This window comes from uncultured Microbulbifer sp. (assembly GCF_947489355.1).
Taxonomy (GTDB): Bacteria; Pseudomonadota; Gammaproteobacteria; order Pseudomonadales; family Cellvibrionaceae; genus Microbulbifer.
The window spans coordinates 1-25,493 of the sequence record NZ_CANLDD010000048.1; the positions used below are offsets into that span (position 1 = coordinate 1).

Here is a 25,493-nt window from a genome sequence, read left to right on the forward strand (position 1 = left end):
TTCGTGAACTGAACCTGACCTGACAGACCACCGTCAGAAAAACCGGTAACTGTCAGATCAAGTCTGAACTACTACAAATGGGCCACTCCCGACTTGTGACGATAGTACGAAAAGCAACCGACAACTACATAATGTCGTTTTTAACCGTTTGAGGTTTCGCTTCTTTTAATCGTCTGCGCAAATATTCCAAAACCTCTTTACGGCGCAAATGTACGGCATTCAGGTCGGCAATATCCGGGCGCCGTATCAGCATTTTTATCGTGGCCAATTTTCTGCGCCCAAAACTACCAACCTCCATAAAGTCATCCATGTAGGTTTGCAGTACATGGCCTACCGTAATGCCGCGCTGCTGATGTTTGCGCCACTGGTCCGGATCGCTAAGTTCCAGTTCTCGTCTATCAACCCACGCCTTTGCCAGTGCCTTTTTGCCGAATGTTTCCGCCACTGTGTAAACTAATTTAGAGTTCTTAAAAATGCGGATTTGTGCCGTATAACGCACTTCCCCTTTCGCATTCTTGCGTGCCCTAATCGTGGCCATTGATTTCTCACTGGTACAAGCTTTTTCTTGTACCATTATTGTACCACTGTGGGTGTAAAAACAGGTTAAAATGGGGTTTTTTAGGCGCCTTTCGCAACGTTGAGACATCAGCTTAGAATTTGATATACCCCATTAAAATCAAGTAGTTATGCCTGAATACAACTCACACCGCTTTTGTACTGCGCCACTTTTGGACTGGAGTGACCGCCATTGCCGCTATCTGTGGCGCCTCCTGAGCAAACACGCGCGTCTCTATACCGAAATGGTCACCACCGGTGCAATACTGCACGGTGACCGGGAGCGACATCTACAGTTTGATGCCGTCGAACAGCCCCTGGCCCTGCAACTGGGTGGCAGCGACCCACAGGCACTGGCGGAATGTGCCCGTATCGCCGAGGGGTGGGGTTATTCCGAAATCAATCTCAATTGTGGTTGTCCCAGCAACCGGGTCCAGTCTGGCCGGTTTGGCGCCTGCCTTATGGCAGACCCGGATACGGTTGCGGCCGGGCTCGCCGCCATGCGCGCAGCCGTCACAATTCCCGTGACAGTAAAGCACCGTATCGGGATAGACGACATGGAAGACTACGCGGGCCTGGCCCACTTTGTGGAAGCCCAGGCAGCGGTGGGCATCAACACCTTTATCGTGCATGCCCGCAAAGCCTGGCTACAAGGTCTCAGCCCCAAGGAGAACCGGGAAATACCCCCACTCAATTACGATTTAGTCTACCAACTGAAAAAGGACTACCCGGATTTGCAGGTTGTCATCAACGGTGGTATCCATTCTCTGGAAGCATGCCAACACCATTTACAACACGTTGATGGTGTGATGCTGGGGCGCGCCGCCTACCAAAATCCCTCCCTATTGGCGCAAGTAGACAATCAGCTGTTTGGCGAAAAAGAGGGGCCGGATGCAACCCAAGTCGTCGAGCAGATTCTGCCCTATATCGAACGGGAACTCGGCCGCGGCCAGCGACTCAACTATATTACCCGCCATATGCTTGGACTCTTTCAGGGCCTGCCGGGCGCAAAACGCTTTCGGCGCCACATCAGCGAAAATGCCCACAGGAAAGGAGCTGGACCGGAAATCGTGTCTGAAGCTTTGGCACTGGTCACTCATGCCATATAGTCTTTGCGGCCAACAGCCGGCACTGTTGCAGGAGGAAGCTGGCCAACAAACAAGGGAAATGCGATGAATAAACTGGAACAGCTCAAAAAGCGCAGTCAGGTTGTGGCCGATACCGGCGACATTGAGGCCATTCGTCGGTATCGGCCCCATGACGCCACCACCAATCCCTCCCTGCTGTACAAGGCTGCCCAGCTTCCGCAGTACAAGGGGCTTGTCGGTGAGTCTCTGGACTGGGTGCAACGCCACCAGGGATACAAAAACCCGGCTGAAACTGCACGGCTGGCCGCCATTAAGCTGGCCGTGGATATCGGAGCGGAGATCTTACAGTTGGTTCCGGGCGTGGTTTCGACAGAAGTGGATGCGCGTCTCTCCTTTGATAGCCGCGCCACCATCGACTACGCGCGCCACCTGGTCGCCCTTTACGAACGTGTGGGTGTGCCGCGAGAACGGGTATTGATAAAAGTCGCAGCCACCTGGGAGGGTATAACCGCAGCGGAAATACTGGAACGCGAGGATATCCGCTGCAACCTGACGCTGTTGTTTAGCCTGTGCCAGGCTATCGCCTGCGCCGAGGCAGATATCAGCCTGATATCCCCCTTTGTCGGCCGCATACTCGACTGGCATCTGGCCAACGGGGAACCCAAGGCATACTGTGGGGAAGAGGACCCCGGAGTTGTCTCAGTGCGCAATATTTACCACTACTACAAGTCCCGCGACTACGATACCATCGTGATGGGCGCCAGCTTCCGCAATAGCGGGGAGATTGAAGCTTTGGCCGGTTGCGACCGCCTGACCATCAGTCCCCAGTTGCTGCAGGCACTGGAGGAAAATACAGAGAAGCTTGAAAGCGGGCTGCCCACCAGTATCAAGCCCCAATCGCGCCCCGCCCGGAGACTGAGCGAGGCGGAATTCCGCTACCAGCTAAACAGTGACGCCATGGCGACAGAGAAGCTCGCCGAAGGTATCCGCAATTTTGCCAAAGATCAGCAGCGCCTTGAAGTGCTGTTGCAGAGCCAAGTAATAGGACACCAGAAAACCGATGCTGCAACAAATCCGTAAGTTGTTTAAACAGATTGGCAGCAGTGCCGATGTAGAAACGCGCAGTGCAATCGACATGCGCATGATCAGTGCCGCACTTCTGGTTGAGGTGGCCACTGTTGATCAAGAGCTGGAACAACGTGAGCGCGACACCCTCACCCAGCTGTTGCGCCAGCATTACGCACTGGATGCCGACAGCGCGAGCGTAATCATCGATGAAGCCATAGCACAGAGAGATCAGGCTACCTCGCTATTTGAATTCACCCAGGCGGTAAACGATCAGTTCAGCGTGCAGGACAAGTATCTTCTGGTGCTTCAAATGTGGCAGGTGGCCTTTTCCGACAATGTGATCGAAGCCTTCGAAGAGTACCTGATTCGCCGGGTTTCCGAGCTGATCTATTTGCCCCACGGGCTGTTTACCAAAGCGCGAGCCGAAGCGCGGGATATGAAGGAAGCCTGATTGGAAAGTAGGCACCGGCAAGATTCGCTCTGCCGCCGAGTGATCACTACGGTTGCGAAGAAGACTTTCCCGGTAGCTCACACTCCCATTCGAGGGTGTGTACCAGATCGCGAAATGTCTCCGCATTTTTTTCGTTCATACTCATCAATATACGATGAGCCTCCAATACCTTCTCCCGCGCTCCGCACTCATCCGGCGCCTTGGGCACCAAGAGTGTGGTTTGTCCGGGGAATTTTTGCCGCTCATCACTGATTTCTACCAGCGCATCGAATCCCATTGCATCAAACAGATGCCGGATACCCTGGTCCGAACAAAACACCAGGGGCTTCTTGCAGCCGTGTTCCAGCACATGCATCGCAATCTTGGCGATCAAACCCAGGGTGGTGCTGTCGATTCCCTGTGCTTCGTGTAGGTCAAAAGCAACTCCGGCAAAATCATCCTGCCCGATCATGTCTTCGGTAAAACTATCGAAGGTGGTACAGAGGTCGAGCCGAACATCGCCGACCAGCTTGATAATGTAAACACCCTCGTGGGTTCCAACCATAATTTGCCCGGACTGCATAACAACCCCCGGTTCACCCGCAAGCACAATAAAGCCGATGTGCAGGCGGATAGCAAAAATTCCCTGGCAGAGAACACAATCGCCCTCGGCGGTTCTGCCACTTCACGCCAATTTGTGTATAAAGTGAGCAGAGCTTACTCCTGACCGCGCGCACTGACAAGAGCATCAGGGTATGAATCTTGACTGATTGGTCAGATTAAATACTGTTCCTATTTGTGCCCCAGCGTGAGGATAGTCATATCGTCTGGCAGGGCACCATAAGTATCCACTTTCAGGCTTTTGCGCAATTGTTCCAGTTCGCCCCCACTTTCCGCAATCAGCTGCAAAAGCCGCGCCTCTTTTTCCAACAGGTTTCCCTGGAGCAGCTCCAGCACTCCATCGGAACAGGCTACCAGTTGCCAGTTGGACGGGAGTTCAACGCACATTACCTGCCAGTCACCCCGTTCGAAGATTCCCAAAGGCCGCCCCTTTCCGGCCAGCCATTCGGCATCACCGGCAGTGACAAGGGCTGGCATGGGGATTTGTCCCGCTACAGAATAGAGCAACTGATTTTCCGCCGTATCAATCACGCCGACAAACATGCTGGCATGCTTATCCATGGGTGTGGATAAAAGCTCACGGTTTATCAGGTCGAGCATTTCAAGCAAGTCCGCATTGAGGAATTCGGGATGGGTAAACAGCGGCCGCTCCCGCAGGCAGTGCATAATGCTGTGCTTGATCAGCGCGGTGACCAGTGCCGATGAGACACCATGCCCGGAGACGTCCACCAAATAGAAGGCCACAAAGCGTTCACCAAAAAGACCGTAATCGACAAAGTCGCCACTGAGGTACAGGGAGGGAACCAGAAAATAGGCAGCCTCAACGCCACCAGGGTAGCGATAGGGCGTGCGTGGTAGCAGGTGTTGCTGCAACAGGCGTCCCGCTTCCTGGTCGCGCCTCAGCAACTCAATATGATCAGACAACTCCCGATTGCGACACTCCAGCGCCTGCCGGTACTCCCGGTTCTGCTGGGCGAGATTTTCTGCCTCGGAGATGCGGCAGATAGCCCGGTCCATCAGGGTTTCCTGCTCAATAGGTTTCAGGAAGTAGTCACAGGCGCCCAGGCGAATGGTGTGCAACACTTCGTTTACTTCTAAGCTGTCGGAGATCATGATAACCGCCGTTTCCGGCGATTGTCGCTTGACCTTACGCAGTATCTCCAGCCCACTGACATCCGTTAATTGGAGATCCACCACTACCAGCTGAAAAAGGCCCGGGGAAAACTGCTCCATACCCCCGTGTCCGGTGGAGGCCAGGGTAACGTGAAACCCATGCTTGGAGAGCACCCCGCGCAAAAAATCGCGGGCGTGCTCGTCTTCAGTCATTAACAGGCTATTTGGGCTGGCCATCAGTGGCCCTGGGGGGGGCAGGTATCACTACGGGGTGATCAGTAGTCACTGGACTCCTCGACTTCAGCCTGGTCAATCGCTTCGGCAGCTTCGGCTTCGCTGTCCACGTCGATCTCGCCATCCACGATCAGGAAATCCCGGCGCTGTAGATAGGCGTCGCGCAGTAAGACATAGCGATCGCCCTGTAGCAGGGATTCCGCTTCCAGCAAACTGGCACGATCCTGGATGATATCAGTCGCCCTGAGTGTGTAACGGGTGGGGTCGTGATCCACGTAGGTTATGGGGTTAGTATAGTGATCCACCACCCTGGCCGGTGTATCCCTCACCGTGGAAGGCCCCAGTAGCGGCAAGACCAGGTAGGGCCCCGAGGGCACGCCCCACACTGCCAGTGTCTGGCCGAAGTCTTCACCATCGCCCTCTTCCAGCCCCATATACTGCGCTACGTCCAGGATACCGACAATACCGACCGTGCTGTTAACCAGGAAACGACCCGCATCGTTACCTGCCTGGCCCAACTTGCCCTGAAGCAAACCGTTGAAGGTATTGGTCACCTCTCTCAGATTACTGAAGAAATTGCTGATGCCGTGTTGCATAAATATCGGGGTTATCTGTCGATAACTTACCGCAGCGGGCTTCAACACGTAGCGATCAGCCCCATCATTGAAAACAAATATGGCACGGTTGAATCCCTCCCAGGGATCGCGCAGGGAAAAGTCCGCACCATCCGCATCGCCATACTCATCCGCGGGATCAAAACCGTATTCTTCTTCCAGTGATCCACTGTTGTCGCCGGCATTAGTCTGCCCGGTAGATCCCGGCTGTTCATCGGTACCGGTTTCCGCTGATACGGCTCCAAATGGATCTTTTTGTGCCAATACGGCCACTGGAGAAATCGACAGGAATGCAGCGATCAACCAGGCCGAAAATGCTGTACGTCCCAGCAAAACCTCGCTCCTCTTCTATCAAACACGCAGGCCAGGAATTCTAATGCCCCCGCGCAGCATAAGCCACCCTCGGGGGCACAGCTGCCGGGATTCATCAAAGATAACCCAGTTTCAGGCAAGCACTAGGCTCTCAAGCCGGCGATAACACCATTGTCCAGCAGTTTCTGCAATAGCGCGACACCAAACGTGCGCAGGGAGCCACTGTCCACTTGGGGCAATTCTTCGGCAATCTGCGTGAGCAGTTGTGCGCCCATGGCATCTTCCTCAGAGGCCAGCTGCAACAGGCGTGCCGTTACTGCATTGACCTCCATAAAATGGACTTCATCATCGCGCCCGCGGTACACCAACAAAAAGGTCGGGGTTTCCGAAGGCTCCTGGGGCTGAAAGTCCGGCCCGATACGGTGTACGGGATATCGATAGCTGAGACTCCACACCAGTGGCGATACCACCAGCACAGATTCGAGCACATCGCCGGCTTGGCGCAAGCCGGTCGGTATTTCTGCGACACTGACATCAAGTGCCAACTCCACCCACTCGTAGTGGGCCAGCTCCAACAAAAAAGGCGGGTCTTCTTCCCGCTGGCCCCGTTCATGTTGCAGGTAGGAGAGGAACTCTTCACTAATCTGCAGAAAGTAGGGGCTGGTTGCCGCATGCTGGCGAATAAAATCGCGCACCATGTTGTGCCAGTGGGTATCACTGTACAAACTGCGCAGTATCGGGAAACCACTCGAAATAAAGGATTCGATGTTGTTGTAAATCAGGTCCCGGTAAATAGCCAGCCTCCGCGCCTCAATGTTCGCGGGCGGGGTATTTACATCCGGGGCGCGCAAATGAGCGGCAAAATCCCTCTGCAGACTCTGGAACCCACAGGGCTTATCGGCTACTGAGGACATAATTTTCTTCTACCAGGTGACTGGCCTGAATCGCCTTGATCTGTCCGACTTCTTCAAGCAATTCCGGCAGGGGCGGAATATTGAAATCGCGCTCCAGCAGAGTTGGCATCACACCGTGGATCTCATAGGCCTTGTCCAGCAGTTGCCATACGGGGTCAATCACCGGAGCACCGTGGGTATCCACTTTTAGATCGTCCGCCTCATCATAGTGACCTGCAACATGGATATAACGCACTCTTTTTGTGGGAAGTCCCCGCAGAAACTCCAAGGGATCGTAACGGTGGTTGATGGCGTTAACGTAGATATTGTTTACATCCAGCAGAAGATCGCAGTCTGCCTCTGCCAGTACTGCCTTGAGAAAAGCCAGTTCGCTCATCTCCTGTCCAGGGGCTGCATAATAGGAAACGTTTTCCATCGCGATCCGCTCCCCCAGCACATCCTGCACGATACGAATGCGCTCGGCGACGTGCATCACCGCTTCCGAGGTAAAAGGTATCGGCAGCAGGTCGTAAAGGTGGCCCTGATCGGAACAATAGCTGAGATGCTCGCTGTAACAGCGGATATCGTGTTCACGGATAAATTGCTTGACTGATCCAACCAGCTCCATATCCAGAGGCTCAGATGCCCCAATCGACAGAGACAGGCCATGCAGCATAAAAGGAAAGCGTTCGGTGTATTCACGAAACCACCGGCCGTAGCGCCCACCGACACCAATCCAATTCTCCGGCGCCACTTCAAGGAAATCTACCGCACCGGATTGCAATTTCTCGCCCATCATCGAGCGACGCAATCCAAGACCGGCTCCTTCAACTGGATACTTGCGCACCACGTTTTGCCTCGCATTGATGTTTGCTTGTTAACCCAACCACTCAATACCCTGCGGGGTCAATGCGGCACAGAGTGGTGCCACCATCGGCCAGGAGCGGCGGCGAGCCCCAGAAATACATACTGTGCCAAAAAATAGCACCCGTATTTCAGGGCCGACAATCAAATAGCGCATAGGAAACCGCTTTGATTGCCGGATCAAGGGAATGAATGCCGGGGTAAAACGCAACCGCGGTTCTACCCAGGACAGACGGGAAGTCTAATTAGCCGCCACACTTCCCCTCACCACACTTCCCTTCCTTCTTCTTTTTACCTTCGCCGCACTTGCCTTCGCCGCACTTACCTTCCTTCTTTTTACCTTCGCCGCACTTGCCCTCGCCGCACTTACCTTCCTTCTTTTTACCTTCGCCGCACTTGCCTTCGCCGCACTTACCTTCCTTCTTTTTATCGCCGTGTTCATCGGCAAGTGCCAGGTTGTAACCGGAAGTCAGATCCTGGGCGGCAAACGGGTTGGCAGTACTGTTGGCAGCAGAGACACTCATCGCTGCCGAGGCAATAAACGCCGCGCCAACGGCAGCCGCTACCGGGGAAAGATGCTTCTTGTTCATAACGAATCTCCTAGCTAATACCCAGAGTAATAAAAAAGCACTTAAGACTCTCTTTTCTCCCGCGTTAGTATAGTGCTGTGAAGAAAAAAGTTAGGCGACAAGGCCAGCCCGAAAACCGCCAATTTACCTCGCCCTGTCAAGCGCTTCGTCTGTTTTCAGTGTTTCTGTCGGGCCGGTCAGCAGAATATTACACGATTGGTCGTTTTTTTTCGTGACCGTCTACCAATAGTCAGCATCAGCCAAGCCACTTCGCTCCATTTCCACCCAGGCCCTGTGAAGACGCTTTGCTGACACGGGCATCAGTGTTTTCAGGCTTTGGGCAAACAGGGAAACTCGAAACTCCTCCAACATCCAGCGGTATTCTACCAATGGGGCCACGGCCGCCAATGCTCTTCTCGAATGCTTTTCCTCCTGATTGCCATAGGGCTCGGCGGCCCGGTGGTACTCAACCTGCAACTTGCGATCACGATTGGGGTCCAGACCGGCCTTCTCCAGGCGCAGACCAACGGCTTTCAGGTAGCGGCCATACTGGCGCAACCATGCCAGGGGGGTATCAAACAGGAAACCGCGGTAGAAGAGGCCCGCCAGTTGCTGCTGGATATCACCCACCGCCATGGCCACCGCCAGATTTTTCTGCTGCTTGATCTGCTTGCGCAGCGGCACCAGCAAAGCCAGGGCCTTGACCAGCAGGTCTCCGAACTCCCGCGCCACTCCAACCAGATCACCATCTTCCTGCAGGGCGGACAGGAATTCGGCCTGGGTGCGCGGCCACTGCTCCTTGGGCCAAAAGACTTCACGCACAGCGGCCATAAGAATATCGTCCGCCACCTCCTCGCGCCGACCCAGGTCGGCGCTCGAAAGCCCCAACTCCTGGCCACGCAGTAGCTCCTTACGCAGGTATTTCACCTTTTCGGGCAGGTGCAACAGGGCTAAGCGGCAGATACCCGCGCGGCTCACCCGCCGCGCTTCATCGGGGTTATCTAGTAGCTTCAGGGACACACTGTCTCCCGCCTCCTGTAAGGCCGGGTAAGCGCGCACTTTGAGACCGCCCTGATTGAGGATATGGGTTTCCGGCAGCTCGCCGAAATCCCAGCGGGTGAGTCCATCGCGCTCAAAGCGATCACCCGCACTCGCCAGCCCCCGCTGTACCCGATCGCGATAGCGCGCCTGCAGCACCAGGAGATCGCGATCCTGATCGAGCAGTTTGCCCGACTCATCCAGAACCTGAATATTGAAGCGGTAATAGTCCTCCAGGGCGTATTCGGCCGACTCCCAGGCGCTGTCGGGCAGTTGCCGGGCGGTCTGCCGCTGCAGCGCCAGCGCCAGCGCCAGCCACAGGGGTGTGTTATCCGCACGCAGTCTCGGCAACGCTTGGTCTACGGCCGCCGGTACCGGTACAAATGACTTGCGCCACTGTTTGGGCAGGGCTTTCACCAGGGCGATGCATTTGTCACGCAGGATACCGGGCACCAGCCAGGTCAGGCGCGCTGCCGGCACCTGGTGCAGAGCGGCCACCGGTACCTGGATACTCACACCGTCATCCACACTGCCCGGCTCGAAGTGATAGCTGAGCGGATATACAATACCGCCTGCCTGCAGTTCATCGGGGAATTGCGCCTCGCCCACATGCTCTGCACTCTGCTGCATCAAGAGGCCGCGGGGAATCAGCAGCAACTGTGGGTCACTGGATTCGACCTTCTTGCGCCAGTGTTCGAATCCGGCCAGGTTGACAATATCTGCCGGTATACGCTCATCGAAAAAGCGGTAGATCACCGTATCATCCACCAAAATATCCCGGCGGCGGGATTTGGCTTCCAGCCCCTCCAGGGCTTGCAGCAGATCGGTGTAGTGCGCGTAGAAGCGACCCTTGCCGCGGTAGCGCTGCTCCACCAATGCCTGGCGAATAAAGACTGCACGGGCCGTTTTTGGGTCCAGCTTGGCGTAGGAGATACGGCGCTTTTCCACTAGGACCAAGCCGTAAAGGGAGACCTTTTCAAAGGCCATCACCTGGCCGGAGCGGGCATCGTAATGGGGCTCGAAATACGTGCGCTTAACCAGATGCTGCGCTGCAGCCAACGCCCAGTCCGGCTCTATTTTCGCCACCGTATGAGCAAACAGACGGCTGGTCTCCAACAGCTGGGCGGCCACTATCCAGCGCGGTGGTTTTTTGAATTGGCCGGAGCCGGGGAAAATATGGTAGCGACGATTGCGACAGCCGTTGAATTCTTTGTTTTCATCCCGCACACCAATATTGCCAAGCAGGCCCGTCACTATGGCCCGGTGCACCGCCTCATACTCCGCCGGTTCTTTATTTTCTTTCACTTCCAGTTCCCGGCAAGCCACCCGCAACTGGTGATGGATGTCCCTCCATTCGCGCATGCGCAGCCAGGACAGGAAATTCTCCTGGCACCACTTGCGCAGCTGATTCTGGCTGAGTGCCTGGCGCTGGGCCTCAAATGCATCCCACAGTTGCACGAAAGAGAGAAAGTCTGATTGCGCATGTTGCCACTGTCGATGCTTCTCATCGGCGGCTTGGCGCTTCTCCGCCGGGCGTTCGCGCGGGTCCTGCACGGCCAGGGCGGCGACAATAATCAGCACTTCGCGCGCGCTGCCAATTTCCACCCCGGCCAACAGTATGCGACTCAGGCGCGGGTCCAGCGGCAGTCGTGACAGGATGCGACCAAGCCTGGTCACCTGACCCCGGGCATCCACCGCCTGTAACTCCTGCAGCAGCTTGTAGCCGTCATTGATCAGACGCGGGTCCGGCGGATCGACAAAGGGGAACTCGCGGATATCCCCGATGCGCAGTTGCAGCATCTGTAAGATCACTGCGGCCAGATTGGTGCGCAGGATTTCCGCGTCGGTAAATTCCGGGCGCTGTTCGAAATCACGCGCCTCATACAGGCGCACACAGACACCGGCGCTCACACGGCCACAGCGACCAGCGCGCTGGTTGGCACTGGCCTGGGAAACTGCCTCCACCGGCAGGCGCTGGATCTTGCTGCGATAGCTGTAGCGACTGATACGCGCAGTGCCCGGGTCGATTACATAGCGAATGCCCGGCACGGTAATAGAGGTCTCCGCCACATTGGTGGCAAGCACCACCCGGCGGCCTTTGTGCCCGTGAAAAACCCTGGCCTGCTCAGCCAGGCTCAGGCGGGCGTATAGGGGCAGTACCTCCAGCTGTGCGATCTGTGCATCCCGCAGGGCCTTGGCACACTCGCGGATTTCCCGCTCGCCACTCATAAATACCAGAAAGTCGCCGCCGCGCCGATGGCTGGATTTCTCCTCGTGCAGCAGCGCCTCCACCACGGCAAGCACTTGCTCGTTAAGGTCCACATCGCTGTCGGTCGCGGGGCGATAGTGCATTTCCACCGGATAGGTACGCCCGGAAACTTCAATAATCGGTGCACCATCAAAATGTCGGGAGAATTTTTCCAGGTCGATGGTGGCAGAGGTAATAATCAGTTTGAGGTCCGGGCGTTTGGGCAGAATCGTTTTCAAATAACCCAACAGGAAGTCGATATTCAGGCTGCGCTCGTGGGCTTCATCGATAATCAGCGTATCGTATTGACTCAGCAAGGGATCGCGCTGGATTTCCGCCAGCAAAATACCGTCGGTCATCAGCTTTACATGGGTATGCTCAGTGCTGTGATCGGTAAAACGCACCTGGTAGCCAACAGACTCCCCCAGCGGTTGCTGCAGTTCTTCGGCAATACGATTGGCCACGGTGCGCGCGGCAATCCTGCGCGGTTGGGTGTGGCCAATCTGGCCGTATATACCGCGCCCCAGGGACAGACAGATTTTTGGCAACTGAGTGGTTTTACCAGAACCCGTCTCACCGGCGACCACCACGACCGGATGCTTTTCGATCAGCTCGGCAATTTCCTCGCGCCGCGCCACCACTGGCAATGCTTCCGGCCACTGCACCTCGGGCAGTTTGCGCCGGCGCACCTCTGCCAGCGCCTCGGACGCCTGCAACTGTTGCTCCAGTTGGACCAGTAAGCGGTCCACCGGCTTGCCCTCCTTCTGACGCCGGCGCACATTCTTAACAGCCCGACGCAGTGAGTGGCGGTCTCGCCCCATAGAGACGGAGATGCGGGCCTGCAGTGCCCCCAGTGTTTTTTCCGCTTCGGTGTGACTCATGATTCATACAGCATTGGCAAACGCGGGATTATACCCCCACTTTCAGGCAGGATTAAAAACCCCCTGGTGGCGCTTAACTATACTGGAGCGGATAGAGGCTATTTCCAAAGGCACCATCGCGCCTTCGGGTCACACCTTGCGAGCGGTACTATGCAAGAGTTCAAACCCAAGCCCCCCGTCAGCGCCGGCCGGCTGTTTGGTCACCCCAAGGGCCTGTTCCTGCTGTTTGGCACCGAAATGTGGGAACGACTCAGCTACTACGGCATGCGCGGTATTTTCGTCTTTTACCTGACCTCCACTGCCACCGCCGCAGTATTCGGCTGGGAACAGCTCACAGATGCCGAACTGCAATCCAAGGCGCTCAGTTACCTGGGCTGGTATGCGATGCTGGTGTACCTGACGCCCGTTATCGGCGGTTGGATGGCGGACAACCGCTGGGGCCAGCGCCGCTGCATTATGTTTGGCGGCACTCTGATGATGCTGGGGCAATTCTCCCTGGGCTTTCCCCACGCCTGGCTGCCGAAAGGCAGCGAGATTTATATGCTTTGGCTGGGACTGGCCCTGCTGATTATCGGCAATGGTTTCTTCAAGCCAAATATCTCCACCATGGTCGGGGACCTCTACGAAGAGGGCGACCACCGCCGCGACACCGCCTTTACCATTTTCTATATGGGCATCAACCTGGGCTCCATTCTCGGTTATCTCGTCGTGGGCTGGATCGGAGAGAAAGTGGATTACCAGTTGGCCTTTATCGTTGCGGGTCTCGGCATGCTGGCGGGACTGATACTGCAATTGACTCAGGCCAAACGCTATCTTGGATCAATCGGCATCGAACCCTCCGCCCATCTCGGCCAGAAACAAGAGGAGAGGGTCGATCGACACCGCCCTCTCACCCAGGAGGAGCGAGACCGTATCAAGGTGATTCTGGTGCTGGGGGTTTTTATCATCATTTTCTGGGCCGGCTTTGAGCAGGCTGCCGGTTCCATGAATCTCTTTGCCAAATACCGCACCAATCTGAACGTGTTTGGCTGGGAAATTCCCGCCAGCTGGCTACAGATGGTCAACCCCCTGTTTATTATTATCCTGGCGCCTTTGATGGCCAGTATCTGGGTGGGTATGGGAGATCGGGAACCCAGCTCACCGGCGAAATTCAGCCTGGGCCTGGTCTTTCTCGGTATTGGCTTTTTGTCCATGTGCGGTGCAGCGCTGCAAATCGGCGATTCCGAGACTGTCAAAGCCAGTATCTGGTGGCTGGTCTTTGCCTATATATTCCACACCATCGGCGAGCTGTGCCTGTCACCAATTGGGCTTTCAGTGGTCACCAAACTGGCACCGCTACGCTATTTATCCCTGATGATGGGCCTCTGGTTTGCATTTATCGGCATTGCCAACAAAGGCGCTGCAGAAATCGGAAAGCTGGTCGGGGTTTCCGGTCCTCTCGCTACCTTTGGCGGCGTGGCCCTGGCCGCAATGATTGCGGGGGTTATCCTGTATTTCATCCGCGAGAAACTGGTGGATTGGATGCACGGTGCGGAAGAGGTTCGCGTCACGGTGGGGGAAACCACCAAGGGGGAACTGAGTATCACCGCCGATCACGACGGCGTACCGCCAAAACATTTTAGTGGCAATGATAAATGGGGAGATTAGATATTTTCAGGTGGTCAACTACTGCTGTCTGGCCCGCATTAATAAAGGAAGAATATCCGGAGGCTTAGCGCCCTTTCACCAGGCAGGCAATCGCCCTGTCCAGCCCCTCCAGGGTCATCGGGTACATATGTCCATCCACCAGGCGCTGTGTTATGCCGATACTGGGCGTGTAGTGCCAGTACGCCTCGTCCACCGGGTTTAGCCAGATTAAATTACTGTAGGTATCGGTAATGCGTTCCATCCAGTCCGCACCGGGCTCCTCGTTCATATGCTCGACACTACCATAGCGGCCGGTAATTTCGTAGGGTGCCATGGACGCATCCCCGACAAAAATAACTTTGTAGTCCTTGCCGTAGGTGCGCAGTACTTCAAGCAATGAGGTATTTTCACTGAAGCGGCGCTGGTTTTCTTTCCACACATGCTCATAGACAAAATTGTGGAAGTAAAAATACTCCAGGTGCTTGAACTCGGAGCGACAGGCGGAGAACAGCGATTCACATACCTGTACATAGGGGTCCATGGAGCCTCCCACATCGAAAAAGATCAGCACCTTTATCGCATTGTGACGCTCGGCTACCATCTTAATATCCAGCAGGCCCGCATTGCGCGCGGTAGAGGAGATGGTGTTGTACAGATCCAGTTCCTCGGCGGCACCGGTACGGGCAAATTTGCGCAGCCTACGCAGGGCCATCTGGATATTGCGAGTGCCCAGACCAATGCTGTCATCCAGGTTCTTGAACTGGCGCTTCTGCCACACTTTGGATGCCGAGCGGTTGCGCCCTTTACCGCCGACCCGGATTCCGCCGGGGTGGTAACCACTATTGCCGAAGGGGCTGGTACCGCCGGTGCCAATCCAGCGGTTGCCACCACTGTGACGCTTCTGCTGCTCTTGCAGGCGCTTTTTGAATTCCTCCAGCAATTTTTCCAACCCGCCCAGGCTCTGGACTTTTGCTTTTTCCTCTTCCGTGAGCTGCTTGAGGAATTCGGCCCGTAGCCAATCTTCGGGGATCATTTGCTCGACGATATCATCAAGGGTTTCCAAGCCCTTGAAATAAGCCTCAAAAGCGCGATCAAATTTGTCGAAGTACTTTTCATCCTTCACCAGGCAGGCACGGGCGAGGTAATAAAAATCGTCCATGTTCGCAAACACCAGGCGCTGCTGCAGTGCCTCCAGCAGTGTCAGCAGTTCAGTGATGGATACGGCCAGTTTATAGCGGCGCAAATTCAGGAAAAAGCCAATCAGCATAATAATTCGCAATCAGCACGGTCAAAATTTTGAATCTGATCTCCCCCTTTGGATGGAGTCGGTGGTGGCAATTTATCTTTTTTCGGTTTCATCTCAGGGCATTGCACCATCATCGGTTTTCTCGACGCGCCATAAACGCCAGGCGCTCAAGCATATGGACATCCTGCTCATTTTTCAGCAGGGCACCGTAGAGTGGCGGAATCGCATGGCTACTGTCGCGGTTTTTCAACACTTCCTCGGGAATCTCATCTGCCATCAGCAACTTGAGCCAGTCAATCAACTCTGAAGTGGAGGGCTTTTTCTTCAGGCCGGGCACATCGCGCAACTGAAAGAAAATATCCATGGCCTCTGCCACCAACCGGCCTTTGATTTCCGGATAGTGCACATCGACAATTCTGTGCATGGTGTCGCGATCGGGAAAGCTGATGTAGTGGAAAAAACAGCGGCGCAGGAAGGCATCCGGCAGTTCTTTTTCATTGTTGGAAGTGATCATTACGATGGGTCGCTGCTCGGCCTTGATGGTTTCGCCGGTTTCATAGACAAAGAACTCCATACGATCCAGCTCCACCAACAGGTCGTTGGGGAATTCAATATCCGCCTTGTCGATCTCATCAATCAGTAATACCACGCGCTCTTTAGCGGCAAAGGCCTCCCACAACTTGCCACGCTTGATGTAGTTGCCGATATCGTGCACCTTGTCCACCCCCAATTGGGAATCGCGCAGGCGCGACACGGCATCGTATTCATACAGCCCCTGCTGCGCCTTGGTAGTGGACTTAATATGCCACTGGATCAGCCTCAGTCCGAGGCTCTGGGCTACCTGCTCTGCCAGCAGTGTCTTGCCAGTGCCCGGCTCTCCCTTGATCAACAGAGGACGCTGAAGGGTGACTGCCGCATTGACTGCCATCTGCAGGTCTTCGGTAGCTACATAGCTGTCAGTACCGGTAAATTTCATCGCAACTCCAATCCTGTATTCGCCACTGTCTGCCTAATTTAGCGAATGATAATTGATCAACAGGCCGGGAAGCGAGGCGGGAACGATCAAATTGAATGACTAGTCCGAGTAGGCGGGATTGGAAAAGGGAGGATACGGCTGAGATCAGGCCGTCTGGGTGCGGCGGCGGTGTACCACCTGGCGCCCCTTGCCGGTGATATACCAGCGGATGCCCAGGTGACTGTGGATCTTGCCCACCATTTCCAGAACCAACAAACTGTTCAGGGCGCGGGCAATGGAATTGGTCTCCATGCCACTGTCTTTTACCATGCCGGACAGTGAACGGAATACACATTCGCCTCCGTTGAGCTGGCTGAGTACCTGCAGGGCATTATCGTCCAGCTTGCGAATCTGATTGAAGTCGAGTGCCGGGCCCCGCTCCGGGTCCCCCTCTATCTCATACTCCAGCAGCGGCATCATCTCCAGTTGCATGGTGCGCAACTCCTGCTCCAGATGTTCCACCCGTGCCCGCGCGATACTGGCATCGCGTAATTGCCGGCGCGCAGCATTAAATACAAACATGCGCGAGGCAATAGCGGCCAGCAGACAGTAGCCGGTAAAGAGCAATAGGCGCGACGGATCGCCCTGAATTTCAATGAGCAGATCACTCTGGGTAAACTTGAGGAAAATAGGCACCAAGAGCGCGCCACAAAGGCCCAAAATCAGGCAGCGGGCAAGGCCGGCGGGGTCCTCTTCGGTAAACAACATCTGATAGTAATTCACCAATCCACCGAGGATACCTGAAACCAGCATGACTGCGGTGAGAATAAGCAGGTGGTCGAGCATCAGTGTTCCTCAGCCATCTAGCAGGCTGTTGAAAAAGGCCATCGGTGGCCTTTTTCAACCCGGGTTTCCGGCGCATGTCTGCAAACCCTCCACGACAAATCAAGCACTTACATACTTGATTTGCAGCCCGAACATCCCTGTTCAGGTTAGCAGACTGCTGCAAATTACTTTTTCAACAACCTGCTAGGGAGTCACCGCTCATGTGCGGCAGCGGGAGATACACACGCCAGAGGCACCCTACCGGCAGTCTTGCTGTGCATCCTTCGGCTGATTGTATCGGCAAAAACTGAGTGGACTGCACCTAAAAGTACCCACTAGTGATAAAGATAGCGATTTGCCGGGAATTACTCCGTCATGCCTTACTCAATTGTGACACTTCGTCGGTACGTTTGGCCTCACGCCAAGCACGGAAGCAGCCTAATAGATATAGCAGATGCTAACGGCGACAGCAGCCAACGAGAAGGGAAGGGGCGCCTTTGATACCGGGAGAGGCGGTCAGCGCAAGCTTGGGATCGCAGCAACCCAAGATAACTTAAACGCCCAATAGACACTGAGAAAAGATATCCCCAAAGTGTGCTGCCACTGCGTTTGGGACATGCAACTTAGAGCGCCATCACTGCTCGTTGAAGTAGGGATCTTCATCAAAGCGGCTGCGCCGCTCGCGGCGATACTTCAACAACAGAGTGACAATCCCCCAAACGACCATTAAAGCCAGGGCTCCACCGGCAGCAAAGACCAGATTAGCTGTGACTTCCGGCGCCGCACCCTGTTCTTCAAACAATGTCTGGTACACAAACAAGGGCAGCGCAGGCATCGCCACCAGTTCTGCACTCGGGGTTCGGGCCGGGACCAGCAATACCGCCGCAGCAACCAGCAGCAGGGTGCGACGCAACCAGCTCCACCGCCAGCCGCGCATAAACCACCAGCCTGCCAGCAGTGCAACCAGTGTTGCAACAGCATAAACCATCCAGGCATATTGAAAATCTTCTGACATTTTTAATTCGCTCTGCTTTTCGCTGCACCCCGGTAGATTCCGCGGCAGCCAACCTCTAACCGGCTTCCACCCAGGTAACAATATGCGCTTCCATATCATCCGGGTGTACCAGCGCTTCACTGACCACACAATCCCGTACCGACACGCCAGCCCTGTGCACTGATTCCGTATCCCCGCTAATCAGGGGATGCCAATCCGGCAGCAGACGCCCTTCCGCCAGGCAGCGATAGGCGCAAGTATTCGGCAACCAACTGAACGCTTTAATATCCTGCCCTCTCAACCCTTTACACTCCGGCACAAGTGTTTTTCGGCGGCTGTAATGCCTGCAGCGGCACGCGCGGGCATCCAGTAGTTGGCAAGCAACATTGGTACTGTATACCACCCCCGTCTCCTCATCCTCGAAGCTGCGCAAGCAGCAGCGGCCGCAGCCATCACAGAGTGCTTCCCATTCGGGTTCAGTCATCTGTTCGAGTGTCTTGCACTGCCAGAAAGGTGCTTCTGCCACCGTTTTTGCCTCAGTACTGCAGTTTGCTGTTTTTCAGTGCGACCCCATGCATCTCCGAGTCTGCCACAGGGGGCATCTGCAGGTAGTAGCCGCGCTTGTAGAGTTCCTGCAGAAGCTTGTCGGCATCTGCGCGCGCCAGGGTCCGGTCCGGGGTTATCAACAGGGTTGTCACATGCCGGGGGCGGCCAAACAGCTCCAGCAGATCTCCCGGTACCCGCTCAATCCCTGTGCGCTTGTCGACATACAGATACATTTCCTCTTTATTCGGGCTGCGATAGATATCGCATAACACTTTCACTTTATTTCCTCTTCGCGCAGTTGCCGCAACACTTTCAGTAGTGGGCGGCCAATAATTTCAGCCCGCCAGCCACGCAGGCGCCCCTGCAATTCGGGGCGGCTGGACTGCACCAGTGCTTCCAGCTCCTTTTTACGTATCAGGATCTCCGAAGGCAACGCTTCGCGTGCAGCAATGACTGCAAGCTGCCGGCGTAGTTGTTTGAAAGTTTCTCCCTCCTGCCGGTTGAGCGGTTGGGGCAGGCGTGACGGCGTATCCTGCCGCTGGATAGCCCGGGAGGTGATTTGCAGCAATGTATCGCCGTGTTGACGCAGCACTCGCCCCTCCAAACCAAGCTGACTCAGTGCCTCTTTATGTCCCGGCACCTGTTGGGCCAGGGCCATACAGAGACTTTCCTTGAGCAGGTGATTGCGCGGCATATCGAGCGCGCGTGCTTCCCGCTCGCGCCAGGCACACAGGTCCTGCAGCGCGGCGAGCTGTCTGCCGCGCAGGCGCCAGGCGCCTTTCACCTTTTGGTAGTAGAGCTCCGGAGGCTGCGGATTGCGCGCTGCCGTAACCAGGGCGGCACAATCCTCCCGCAACCACTCCAGTCGATCCCGCTCCCGCAAACGTTTGCAGAGCACGCCGTAAAGCGCCGGCAACCAGGCCACATCCAGTGCCGCATACTTTTGCTGCGCATCACTCAAAGGGCGTTGCAACCAGTCAGAGCGGGTCTCGCTTTTTGGCAGCTCGACATTCAACAGTGAACGCACAACGGCAGCATATCCCAGGCTTGCGTCCATACCGCTAATCGCCGCGGCAATCTGGGTATCGAAAATGGGCTCGGGCACTACGCCCAGCAAGCGCTCCAAAGTCTCCAGGTCCTCGCTACAACTGTGCATGATCTTGGTAACGGAAGTCTGCAGCAGCAGATCTCGCAAGGGCTGCAAGTCCTCAATCGCCAGGTTGTCAATGAGGTAACAGTGCTTTCCGTCCCCTACCTGCACCAGGGCGGGTTGGGGATAGAAAGTACGGCTGCGCATAAACTCGGTATCCAGCGCCACAACGCGCTGCTGGCGCCAAATCTCACATAAATCCGCTAACTGTGCCTTGGTGCAAACCCAGCGCGGGGTGGTGTCCATATCGATCATCGACATTACTCAGCCACCGGAAAGAAGGCGGTTCGGCTGTGAAAGGCGTGCGCCAGAGTGCCGCCATCGATATATTCGAGTTCTCCGCCAATAGGCACCCCATGGGCAATGCGACTCACGGCAATGTTGTGCGCCCTGGCGCACTCAGCAATATAGTGGGCTGTCGCCTCCCCCTCTACCGTGGGATTGGTGGCGACAATCAGCTCCTGCAGGGGCTCATTGGCGAGCCGCCGCTCCAGTAGGCTGACCCCCAGGTCCTCAGGGCCGATACCGTCGATGGGGGAAAGATGCCCGTGCAACACAAAATAGCGGCCGTGGTAATTGCCTGCCTGCTCTATCGCCAGCACATCTGCCGGAGTTTCTACCACACAGAGAAAAGCCTGTTCGCGGCGACTGTTGTTGCATAGGGCACAGACCGCTTCCTCTGTCAAAATGCGGCACTGCTTACAGCGGCCGACTTTCTCTACGGCCTGGGTCAGGCTGCGCGCCAGCAGTACCGCAGCGTCGGGGTCTTTTTCCAGCAGGTGCATGGCCATGCGCTGTGCCGATTTGGGCCCCACACTGGGCAGGCAGCGCAGCGCGCGAATCAGCTCTTCGATCAGGGGACTAAACATAGTATTCCAAAACGGCGGGGGTTCGCCCCTTAAAACGGGAACTTGAAACCTTCCGGCAGATTGATGCCGGTGGCGAGATCACCCACTCGCTGCTTTTGTAGTTCCTGGGCTTTCTCCTCTGCCCGGCGCACCGCATCATTGACCGCTGCAGCAAGCAGATCCTCTAGCATTTCCTTATCTTCAGTGAGCAGGGACGGGTCGATATGCACCGAGATGACATCGTGGCGCCCATTCATTGTAACTGTGACCATACCGGCACCGGATTCGCCACATACCCGCAGTTCATTTAAAACCTGCTGCAGCTTTTGCATTTTTTCCTGCATGTCGGCCTGCAGCTTCTGGGCCTGTTGCATCAAATCGCCCAAACCTTTCATAGGTAACCTCTATCTCTGTGATGTGATTGTCCGGGATGTCACCGGGCATTCAAAACAAACTTCGTAAACCCGGTACGGGAATGTGCCGTCATTGGCCACAGGTGAATCAGCATTCGGGGAAACTGCGTCTACCAATCCACCTGCGTGTACCGGGTTAATTCTCTGCCTCAAGCAGAGATTCGATGGAATCCGGCAGCAGTTCCGCACTCAATTCTGTCTGTAGTTCCCGAACCAGTGGGTCAGTGCACAACGCCTCGCGGGCAGCGGCCACACGGGTTTCCCGGGTAGCGGCTGCCAGGCGTGCAGGAGTATCGCCCCGCACCTGTCCCACTTGGATCTGCACCACAACCGGTCGCTGGAAAAAGTCTCCGAGCAGATCCCCCAGGCGTCGCTGATGCACCTCGTCATAGAGGCTGCTGTAGGATTCGTCCAGGGTAAAAGAGAGTATATGGTCCTGCAGACCCACAAGCTCGAGATGCTGGGCGATGGAGTGCAGTATGCCGCTGATGCCCAACTGCCGGTATAAGACCGGCCAACTGCCCGGTGTCAGAGCATCGAGATGGGCCTTGGGCGCATCTCCACTGGCTCCGGGTGCCTCTTGCCGCTGTGGCGCAGGCGATGACTCCACCTCTACTACCCGCTGGCGCAACTCTGCCAAAACGTTTTCCCGCGGAGTCTGCGCTGCGGGCGCCGAGACCTGTTCTTTCGGTGCAGCCTCCTGCCACCCCTCCTTGATCCCTCTTTCTCTCTCAACAGTCCCAGTTTGGGACCCGTACGCCTCAACTTCAGGCCGAGAGAGAGGTTCGCGCACGACTTCTGATGCCAAGTGACTATTTGGGTCGACCTGTTCTACCTTGTCCGATAATCCAGGTTTGACAGCGGCCGTAATATCGGGCCGCTGCGATACCATTTCAGGCTTTTTTCCCCCAGGCGCCTCCTGTCCGTCAACCGGCGACTCGCTCTGTACAGTCTGGGTCTGCTCCCGCTCGGAAGCACCGGGCAGAGCAACCCGGGGAATATCCGCCACGCCCTGTGGGCGGAATGCCAGCATACGCAGCAGGGCCATCTCAAAACCACTGCGTGGGTCCGGCGCAAAGGGCAAATCGCGCCGGGCGAGCAGAACCATCTGGTAAAAGAGCTGTACATTTTCCGGCGCTATACGCCCCGCAAGCGCTCTCAACTTCTCTCCGCTCCCCTGGGCGTTATCCACCGACTGGGGCAATACCTGGGCAACAGCCAGGCGGTGCAGGGTATCGGCGAGTTCAGCCAGAGCGGCACTGTAGTCCGGAGCCTGTTGGGCAAGCTCTCCTACGGTGGCAAACAGCGCAGTGGCATCCTCGTCGGCCAGGGCGCTTAACAACCGCCATACCAGCCCGGTATCGATACTACCGAGCATACTCCGCACCTCCGCCTCACTGATCTTGCCGCCACCGAAGGCGATCGCCTGATCTGTGAGACTCATACCATCGCGCATGCTGCCATCGGCAGCGCGCCCCAGATGCCAGAGCGCTTCCGCTTCAAAGGGCACCCGTTCCTGCTCCAAAACGAACCGCAGATGCTCGACAATCCGCTCCGGGCTCATATTCTTCAAGTTGAACTGCAGGCAGCGGGACAATACGGTTACCGGCAGCTTTTGCGGGTCCGTCGTAGCCAATAAGAACTTAACATGGGGTGGCGGCTCTTCCAGAGTTTTCAACAGGGCGTTGAAGGAACTGTTTGAAAGCATATGTACTTCGTCGATCAGATAGACCTTATAGCGCCCTGTGGTCGGAGCATACTGAACGTTTTCCAGTAGCTCACGGGTATCCTCCACCTTGGTGCGCGACGCAGCATCCACTTCGATTAGGTCGACAAAACGGCCATCGGCAATCTCTGTACAGGCGTTGCAGTGTCCACAGGGCTCTGAGCTGACACCCTCTTCACAGTTCAGGCACTTGGCCAGAATCCGCGCTATGGTGGTCTTACCCACCCCCCGGGTACCGGCAAACAGATAGGCATGGTGCAGCCGGCCACTGTCCAGGGCATTGATCAGTGCCTGGAGCACATGCTCCTGCCCTACCATTTCCCGAAACAGCCGCGGACGCCATTTGCGTGCCAATACTTGATAGCTCATCCAGTCTCCGGTGCTCGACACTCTCTAGAAATCATCTCTTCTGCGCCACTGGCGCGGGCGCCATTATACCGGCATAGACAGCGACGCATAGCGGATACCGGACACCAGTTCAAATAGGCCTTTCGCGCCACTCGTCGCCAAGCCAACGCTTATGATATAACTGTGCGCCAGCTGGCACTTATAACAATCAGATCATAACTATCACGGCAAGCTTGGTACGGGGAACGCAACAAGTAATGAATAAGGCCAGGAAGATCCTTCTGGAAAGGCTGTTTGCCGATCACGGCCAAGCTCTGGTGCGCTTTGTAGCCCGTATCGTCAAAAGCCCTGAGGACGCCGAAGACATTACCCAGCACGCTTACCTGCGCCTGCAAAAGCTCAGTGACAAGAAGGAACTGGATAACCCCCGGGCCTATCTCTACCAAATTGCCAACAACCTGGCAGTCGATCAGCTGCGCCGAGGCAAGCTGCACGTCGACTATATTAGCCAGCAACTTCCCGCGGATGGAGAGTCCGACGGCGCTGAGCATATCGACCACCAATCCCCGGAGCGCGTGCTCGCCGCCCGCCAGCAACTTCAGTCCATCTACGAAACCATGGACAAACTGCCAGTCAAGTGCCGTCAGGCATTTCTTTTGCACAGAGCCCGCGGACTGTCATACAGTGAAATTGCCCGGGAAATGCACATTTCCGTGAGCAGTGTTGAAAAATATATCCTGCAGGCCCTCAAAGCCTGTCGGCGAAAGGTTGTTTGGAATTCCTATTAACACGGCAACCATCTAAGGCTCTTACGACGCCATCGCCACTCTTGAAATACCGGCGCAAGGGCCCGGGTGGCTTGTATTTAAGGTCCCTTGCCGGCCTGAGGCCGCCGGCAGTGGCGCCTCCGGGAGCCACAATAACCGGATATCCCGTCGGGTTGTCGGGTTGAAAGCAACAACTCCCTCTTCAAATTTAGTTGAGGGGGATGTCTACTCGGTCGTCTCAGTTTGCAGGAGTGGTGCTCGCAATTCGAGGCCAGGGCAATACTATTAGCCACAGCGCGGTGAAATTTACTGGCTGCCAAATGTGATACAAAGTTTTATAGAAGTAGCACTTGCATTGTTAACGTCGCCCAAACTGGGATAATTCGAGTAAAATACACTCAATTTAACCGTCGGTACCCCAGTTAAACAACAGATTCTAGGCACTGGAGTAAGCATGAATACCAACGCACGGCAGGTAGCCTGCGAAGAAAGCCTAGATCAGGCTTGCGCTTGGGTTGCGCGTTTACGCTCTGACGCCATGAGTTCCACAGAGAAGCGCGACTTTGCGGCATGGATGTCTATGTCCGAGCAAAACCGTCGCGCCTTCAAGGATATTACAGCATTGTGGGGCGATCTCGGCGCTCTTTCCTATATGCCAGTAGATCAGCTCTTCCCCGAAAGCGAACTCTCTACTCCCAGGCCCGAGTTCGCAAAAGTAAGGCCCCCCATTGAGACACCTGCCAACAAAGTGCCTGATCGTCGTGGATGGGGCTTGCCCCAGTGGATCCTGAGCGGGGGGCTGGCAACCTGCAGTGTATTGCTTGCGGCCTGGATTGGCTTTCAGTGGCTTAACGCGGAAAATCCCAATGAGTTGGTCTTTATCACTCAACCCGGCGAGATCCGCACTATTAACCTCACCGACGGCTCTGAAATAAAACTGAATTCCAGTAGTGAGCTGCACGTAAACTACAGCCGCGAGAAAAGGCGTACCCAGTTGGTTCGCGGTGAAGCCTTCTTTGAAGTAGCCAGACAGACCTCCCGTCCATTTTCCGTTGCTGCCGGTAGTGCCAAAATCCGCGTACTTGGCACAGAGTTTAATGTTGAACTCAACCCGAAAAGCACCCGTGTATCTGTTACTGAGGGAACTGTCTCTGTGAGTGAAGCGGATAGCGCTCCGGGTCTCGCACCAGAATCCGTCAGATTGGGCAAAAACCAAAAGGTTAGCGTCTTCAAGCGGGGTTTGAGTGAAGTCCGCCACACCTCTTTAGAGGAGGCAACAGATTGGACTCGTGGCCTCCTGGTTTTCGAAAAAACCCCACTAAAGGAGGCCCTGCTGGAACTGAACCGCTATCTCAGGGTACCGGCAGTTGCCACCCCACAAGTGGAGGGGCGACTAGTATCTGGCACCTTCGCAGTATCCGATCCGGACAACACGCTGGAGGCTATAGCAACGGTGCTGCATCTGCAGCAGGATCGTAGCAATTCCAACCTGACTATCTTGTCTCCCAAGCACAAGTAGGT

At 55.8% G+C, this 25,493-nt stretch carries 24 protein-coding genes; 6 read left to right on the top strand and 18 right to left on the bottom strand.

Annotated features, from left to right (window positions below):
* Window positions 1–124: 124 nt before the first annotated feature.
* Window positions 125–574, bottom strand: coding sequence for a hypothetical protein (locus Q1A48_RS16305; RefSeq protein WP_299947028.1), 450 nt, complete (start codon window positions 572–574; stop codon window positions 125–127).
* 112 nt (window positions 575–686) lie between these two features.
* Here Q1A48_RS16305 and dusA point away from each other — a divergent pair, with 112 nt between their 5' ends.
* The 3 genes from dusA to Q1A48_RS16320 all read left to right on the top strand — a co-directional run bounded on the left by dusA (window position 687) and on the right by Q1A48_RS16320 (window position 3,162).
* The gene (dusA, locus tag Q1A48_RS16310) at window positions 687–1,664 is read left to right on the top strand and encodes a tRNA dihydrouridine(20/20a) synthase DusA (protein WP_299947030.1); all 978 of its coding nucleotides are present in this window, start codon (window positions 687–689) and stop codon (window positions 1,662–1,664) included.
* A gap of 63 nt (window positions 1,665–1,727) precedes the next feature.
* Window positions 1,728–2,723: a transaldolase gene (gene tal, locus Q1A48_RS16315; protein ID WP_299947032.1), complete on the top strand. Its 996-nt coding sequence runs from the start codon at window positions 1,728–1,730 to the stop codon at window positions 2,721–2,723.
* Window positions 2,704–3,162: a TerB family tellurite resistance protein gene (locus Q1A48_RS16320; protein WP_299947035.1), complete on the top strand. Its 459-nt coding sequence runs from the start codon at window positions 2,704–2,706 to the stop codon at window positions 3,160–3,162. Before tal ends, Q1A48_RS16320 begins: the two co-directional genes overlap by 20 nt.
* 46 nt (window positions 3,163–3,208) lie before the next feature.
* On the opposite strand, the gene Q1A48_RS16325 is transcribed toward Q1A48_RS16320, so the two are convergent.
* The 7 genes from Q1A48_RS16325 to hrpA form a co-directional block, all read right to left on the bottom strand.
* Complete coding sequence (locus tag Q1A48_RS16325; RefSeq protein WP_299947038.1) at window positions 3,209–3,724, bottom strand: STAS domain-containing protein; 516 nt, start codon at window positions 3,722–3,724, stop codon at window positions 3,209–3,211.
* Window positions 3,725–3,933: 209 nt separating this feature from the next.
* Entirely contained in the window at window positions 3,934–5,112 is a 1,179-nt protein-coding gene (locus tag Q1A48_RS16330) for a fused response regulator/phosphatase (RefSeq protein ID WP_299947040.1), read from the bottom strand.
* A gap of 38 nt (window positions 5,113–5,150) precedes the next feature.
* Window positions 5,151–6,056 (bottom strand): VacJ family lipoprotein, encoded by a 906-nt coding sequence (locus tag Q1A48_RS16335; protein WP_299947042.1) that lies wholly within the window; start codon window positions 6,054–6,056, stop codon window positions 5,151–5,153.
* A 122-nt stretch (window positions 6,057–6,178) separates the two neighbouring features.
* The gene (locus tag Q1A48_RS16340) at window positions 6,179–6,949 is read right to left on the bottom strand and encodes a putative DNA-binding domain-containing protein (protein WP_299947045.1); all 771 of its coding nucleotides are present in this window, start codon (window positions 6,947–6,949) and stop codon (window positions 6,179–6,181) included.
* On the bottom strand, window positions 6,930–7,775 hold the full coding sequence (locus Q1A48_RS16345; RefSeq protein WP_299947048.1) for a DUF692 domain-containing protein: 846 nt from the start codon (window positions 7,773–7,775) through the stop codon (window positions 6,930–6,932). Before Q1A48_RS16345 ends, Q1A48_RS16340 begins: the two co-directional genes overlap by 20 nt.
* Window positions 7,776–8,037: 262 nt before the next feature.
* Window positions 8,038–8,382 carry a hypothetical protein gene (locus Q1A48_RS16350; RefSeq protein ID WP_299947050.1) on the bottom strand — a complete coding sequence of 115 codons (345 nt, stop codon included), beginning with the start codon at window positions 8,380–8,382 and terminating at the stop codon, window positions 8,038–8,040.
* 219 nt (window positions 8,383–8,601) lie between these two features.
* Window positions 8,602–12,528 carry an ATP-dependent RNA helicase HrpA gene (hrpA, locus tag Q1A48_RS16355; RefSeq protein WP_299947052.1) on the bottom strand — a complete coding sequence of 1,309 codons (3,927 nt, stop codon included), beginning with the start codon at window positions 12,526–12,528 and terminating at the stop codon, window positions 8,602–8,604.
* Between the two features lie 150 nt (window positions 12,529–12,678).
* Here hrpA and Q1A48_RS16360 point away from each other — a divergent pair, with 150 nt between their 5' ends.
* A complete protein-coding gene (locus Q1A48_RS16360; RefSeq protein ID WP_299947053.1) occupies window positions 12,679–14,175 on the top strand; it encodes a peptide MFS transporter in 1,497 nt (498 codons plus the stop codon).
* Between the two features lie 64 nt (window positions 14,176–14,239).
* Here Q1A48_RS16360 and Q1A48_RS16365 read toward each other — a convergent pair whose 3' ends face one another.
* From Q1A48_RS16365 to dnaX, 10 genes are all read right to left on the bottom strand, one after another.
* Window positions 14,240–15,421: a VWA domain-containing protein gene (locus Q1A48_RS16365; RefSeq protein ID WP_299947055.1), complete on the bottom strand. Its 1,182-nt coding sequence runs from the start codon at window positions 15,419–15,421 to the stop codon at window positions 14,240–14,242.
* A gap of 109 nt (window positions 15,422–15,530) precedes the next feature.
* Window positions 15,531–16,376 (bottom strand): MoxR family ATPase, encoded by an 846-nt coding sequence (locus Q1A48_RS16370; protein WP_299947057.1) that lies wholly within the window; start codon window positions 16,374–16,376, stop codon window positions 15,531–15,533.
* Between the two features lie 144 nt (window positions 16,377–16,520).
* Window positions 16,521–17,201 (bottom strand): YEATS-associated helix-containing protein, encoded by a 681-nt coding sequence (locus tag Q1A48_RS16375; protein ID WP_299947058.1) that lies wholly within the window; start codon window positions 17,199–17,201, stop codon window positions 16,521–16,523.
* A gap of 613 nt (window positions 17,202–17,814) precedes the next feature.
* Window positions 17,815–18,195 carry a hypothetical protein gene (locus Q1A48_RS16380; RefSeq protein WP_299947060.1) on the bottom strand — a complete coding sequence of 127 codons (381 nt, stop codon included), beginning with the start codon at window positions 18,193–18,195 and terminating at the stop codon, window positions 17,815–17,817.
* A 55-nt stretch (window positions 18,196–18,250) separates the two neighbouring features.
* Window positions 18,251–18,700 carry a YcgN family cysteine cluster protein gene (locus Q1A48_RS16385; RefSeq protein ID WP_299947063.1) on the bottom strand — a complete coding sequence of 150 codons (450 nt, stop codon included), beginning with the start codon at window positions 18,698–18,700 and terminating at the stop codon, window positions 18,251–18,253.
* A 10-nt stretch (window positions 18,701–18,710) separates the two neighbouring features.
* A complete protein-coding gene (locus Q1A48_RS16390) occupies window positions 18,711–18,998 on the bottom strand; it encodes a YcgL domain-containing protein (protein WP_299947065.1) in 288 nt (95 codons plus the stop codon).
* The gene (gene rnd, locus Q1A48_RS16395) at window positions 18,995–20,131 is read right to left on the bottom strand and encodes a ribonuclease D (RefSeq protein WP_299947068.1); all 1,137 of its coding nucleotides are present in this window, start codon (window positions 20,129–20,131) and stop codon (window positions 18,995–18,997) included. The genes Q1A48_RS16390 and rnd overlap by 4 nt, the downstream gene beginning before the upstream one ends.
* Entirely contained in the window at window positions 20,131–20,739 is a 609-nt protein-coding gene (gene recR / locus Q1A48_RS16400) for a recombination mediator RecR (protein WP_299947071.1), read from the bottom strand. Before recR ends, rnd begins: the two co-directional genes overlap by 1 nt.
* Window positions 20,740–20,768: 29 nt before the next feature.
* Window positions 20,769–21,113: a YbaB/EbfC family nucleoid-associated protein gene (locus tag Q1A48_RS16405; RefSeq protein WP_299947074.1), complete on the bottom strand. Its 345-nt coding sequence runs from the start codon at window positions 21,111–21,113 to the stop codon at window positions 20,769–20,771.
* Window positions 21,114–21,267: 154 nt separating this feature from the next.
* Window positions 21,268–23,226 (bottom strand): DNA polymerase III subunit gamma/tau, encoded by a 1,959-nt coding sequence (gene dnaX / locus Q1A48_RS16410; RefSeq protein WP_299947077.1) that lies wholly within the window; start codon window positions 23,224–23,226, stop codon window positions 21,268–21,270.
* Between the two features lie 236 nt (window positions 23,227–23,462).
* Between dnaX and Q1A48_RS16415 the strand changes: the two genes are divergently transcribed.
* Both Q1A48_RS16415 and Q1A48_RS16420 read left to right on the top strand, forming a co-directional pair.
* Window positions 23,463–23,993: an RNA polymerase sigma factor gene (locus Q1A48_RS16415; protein ID WP_299947080.1), complete on the top strand. Its 531-nt coding sequence runs from the start codon at window positions 23,463–23,465 to the stop codon at window positions 23,991–23,993.
* 433 nt (window positions 23,994–24,426) lie between these two features.
* The gene (locus Q1A48_RS16420; RefSeq protein ID WP_299947083.1) at window positions 24,427–25,491 is read left to right on the top strand and encodes a FecR domain-containing protein; all 1,065 of its coding nucleotides are present in this window, start codon (window positions 24,427–24,429) and stop codon (window positions 25,489–25,491) included.
* Window positions 25,492–25,493 lie beyond the last annotated feature (2 nt).

Bases quoted from the DNA above. Each gene is read 5' to 3' on its own strand.
- Q1A48_RS16305 (WP_299947028.1), bottom strand. From the start codon at position 574: ATGGTACAAGAAAAAGCTTGTACCAGTGAGAAATCAATGGCCACGATT.
- dusA (WP_299947030.1), top strand. From the start codon at position 687: ATGCCTGAATACAACTCACACCGCTTTTGTACTGCGCCACTTTTGGAC.
- tal (WP_299947032.1), top strand. From the start codon at position 1,728: ATGAATAAACTGGAACAGCTCAAAAAGCGCAGTCAGGTTGTGGCCGAT.
- Q1A48_RS16320 (WP_299947035.1), top strand. From the start codon at position 2,704: ATGCTGCAACAAATCCGTAAGTTGTTTAAACAGATTGGCAGCAGTGCC.
- Q1A48_RS16325 (WP_299947038.1), bottom strand. From the start codon at position 3,724: ATGCAGTCCGGGCAAATTATGGTTGGAACCCACGAGGGTGTTTACATT.
- Q1A48_RS16330 (WP_299947040.1), bottom strand. From the start codon at position 5,112: ATGGCCAGCCCAAATAGCCTGTTAATGACTGAAGACGAGCACGCCCGC.
- Q1A48_RS16340 (WP_299947045.1), bottom strand. From the start codon at position 6,949: ATGTCCTCAGTAGCCGATAAGCCCTGTGGGTTCCAGAGTCTGCAGAGG.
- Q1A48_RS16350 (WP_299947050.1), bottom strand. From the start codon at position 8,382: ATGAACAAGAAGCATCTTTCCCCGGTAGCGGCTGCCGTTGGCGCGGCG.
- hrpA (WP_299947052.1), bottom strand. From the start codon at position 12,528: ATGAGTCACACCGAAGCGGAAAAAACACTGGGGGCACTGCAGGCCCGC.
- Q1A48_RS16360 (WP_299947053.1), top strand. From the start codon at position 12,679: ATGCAAGAGTTCAAACCCAAGCCCCCCGTCAGCGCCGGCCGGCTGTTT.
- Q1A48_RS16365 (WP_299947055.1), bottom strand. From the start codon at position 15,421: ATGCTGATTGGCTTTTTCCTGAATTTGCGCCGCTATAAACTGGCCGTA.
- Q1A48_RS16370 (WP_299947057.1), bottom strand. From the start codon at position 16,376: ATGAAATTTACCGGTACTGACAGCTATGTAGCTACCGAAGACCTGCAG.
- Q1A48_RS16375 (WP_299947058.1), bottom strand. From the start codon at position 17,201: ATGCTCGACCACCTGCTTATTCTCACCGCAGTCATGCTGGTTTCAGGT.
- Q1A48_RS16380 (WP_299947060.1), bottom strand. From the start codon at position 18,195: ATGTCAGAAGATTTTCAATATGCCTGGATGGTTTATGCTGTTGCAACA.
- rnd (WP_299947068.1), bottom strand. From the start codon at position 20,131: ATGTCGATGATCGATATGGACACCACCCCGCGCTGGGTTTGCACCAAG.
- recR (WP_299947071.1), bottom strand. From the start codon at position 20,739: ATGTTTAGTCCCCTGATCGAAGAGCTGATTCGCGCGCTGCGCTGCCTG.
- Q1A48_RS16405 (WP_299947074.1), bottom strand. From the start codon at position 21,113: ATGAAAGGTTTGGGCGATTTGATGCAACAGGCCCAGAAGCTGCAGGCC.
- dnaX (WP_299947077.1), bottom strand. From the start codon at position 23,226: ATGAGCTATCAAGTATTGGCACGCAAATGGCGTCCGCGGCTGTTTCGG.
- Q1A48_RS16415 (WP_299947080.1), top strand. From the start codon at position 23,463: ATGAATAAGGCCAGGAAGATCCTTCTGGAAAGGCTGTTTGCCGATCAC.
- Q1A48_RS16420 (WP_299947083.1), top strand. From the start codon at position 24,427: ATGAATACCAACGCACGGCAGGTAGCCTGCGAAGAAAGCCTAGATCAG.